Annotated in this window: 1 protein-coding gene; it reads left to right on the forward strand. The window is 44.7% G+C overall.

Annotated features, from left to right (window positions below; translation table 11 throughout):
• A partial coding sequence (locus DW024_RS10340) for a hypothetical protein (protein ID WP_233541384.1) occupies positions 1–192 on the forward strand: 192 nt, incomplete at its 5' end.
• Positions 193–640: the final 448 nt, after the last annotated feature.

A 640-nucleotide genomic window follows, 5' to 3' on the forward strand; every position in this document is an offset into this window, starting at 1 on the left:
TTCCGCTATGCGGTTGTCAATTTGCGAAAGAAATTATGCGTCACCAGTGCTGTTTGGTTGGTGATTGTTTTTTCAGTAAAAACATTTACGAATAAAGCAAGTTGCAAACGGCTGCCCCCTTATTTCGTACGCATTTTTATGGCGAGAAATTGCCGCCATATGATCGGACGAGTTTCAACGATTGCGATTTAGTATTTAGCGCGGATGCGGTCGATTCCGATGAAACGCTAGTTGACCACGCGGTAGATTGTGCTTTCTCCCAGACGCCCCGGCAATGCGCAATAAGCCAGATAACGAAGCGATTGCCGGTGCGTCTATCCATAGGGAATTCCGGGAAAGCTTCTGCGGGCAGTCAAAAGATTCGTCGGCCTCAAGCGGATTAAAGGTATTTGCATAAGACGTCATTTAACCAGAGACGATGCACATTGAATCGTTCAATGAACTTGCGCGCTGTGTCCAACAACGCCGATTGTTGTTTTAAGGGGCTTGAGGAAAGAGCAGAAGCAAAATAATACTTGCATAGTTAGTTATATAAAGTATTATAACGTTATGGGATGAATGAAGGGTTCATCTAAGTGAGTTAGGAGTAAGGGATGTTCAATTTCGATGAGCCTCGTTACGAGAAGGTTGTGAGCGATGC

It is taken from the genome of Collinsella sp. AF37-9, from assembly GCF_003475115.1.
Taxonomy (GTDB): Bacteria; Actinomycetota; Coriobacteriia; order Coriobacteriales; family Coriobacteriaceae; genus Collinsella.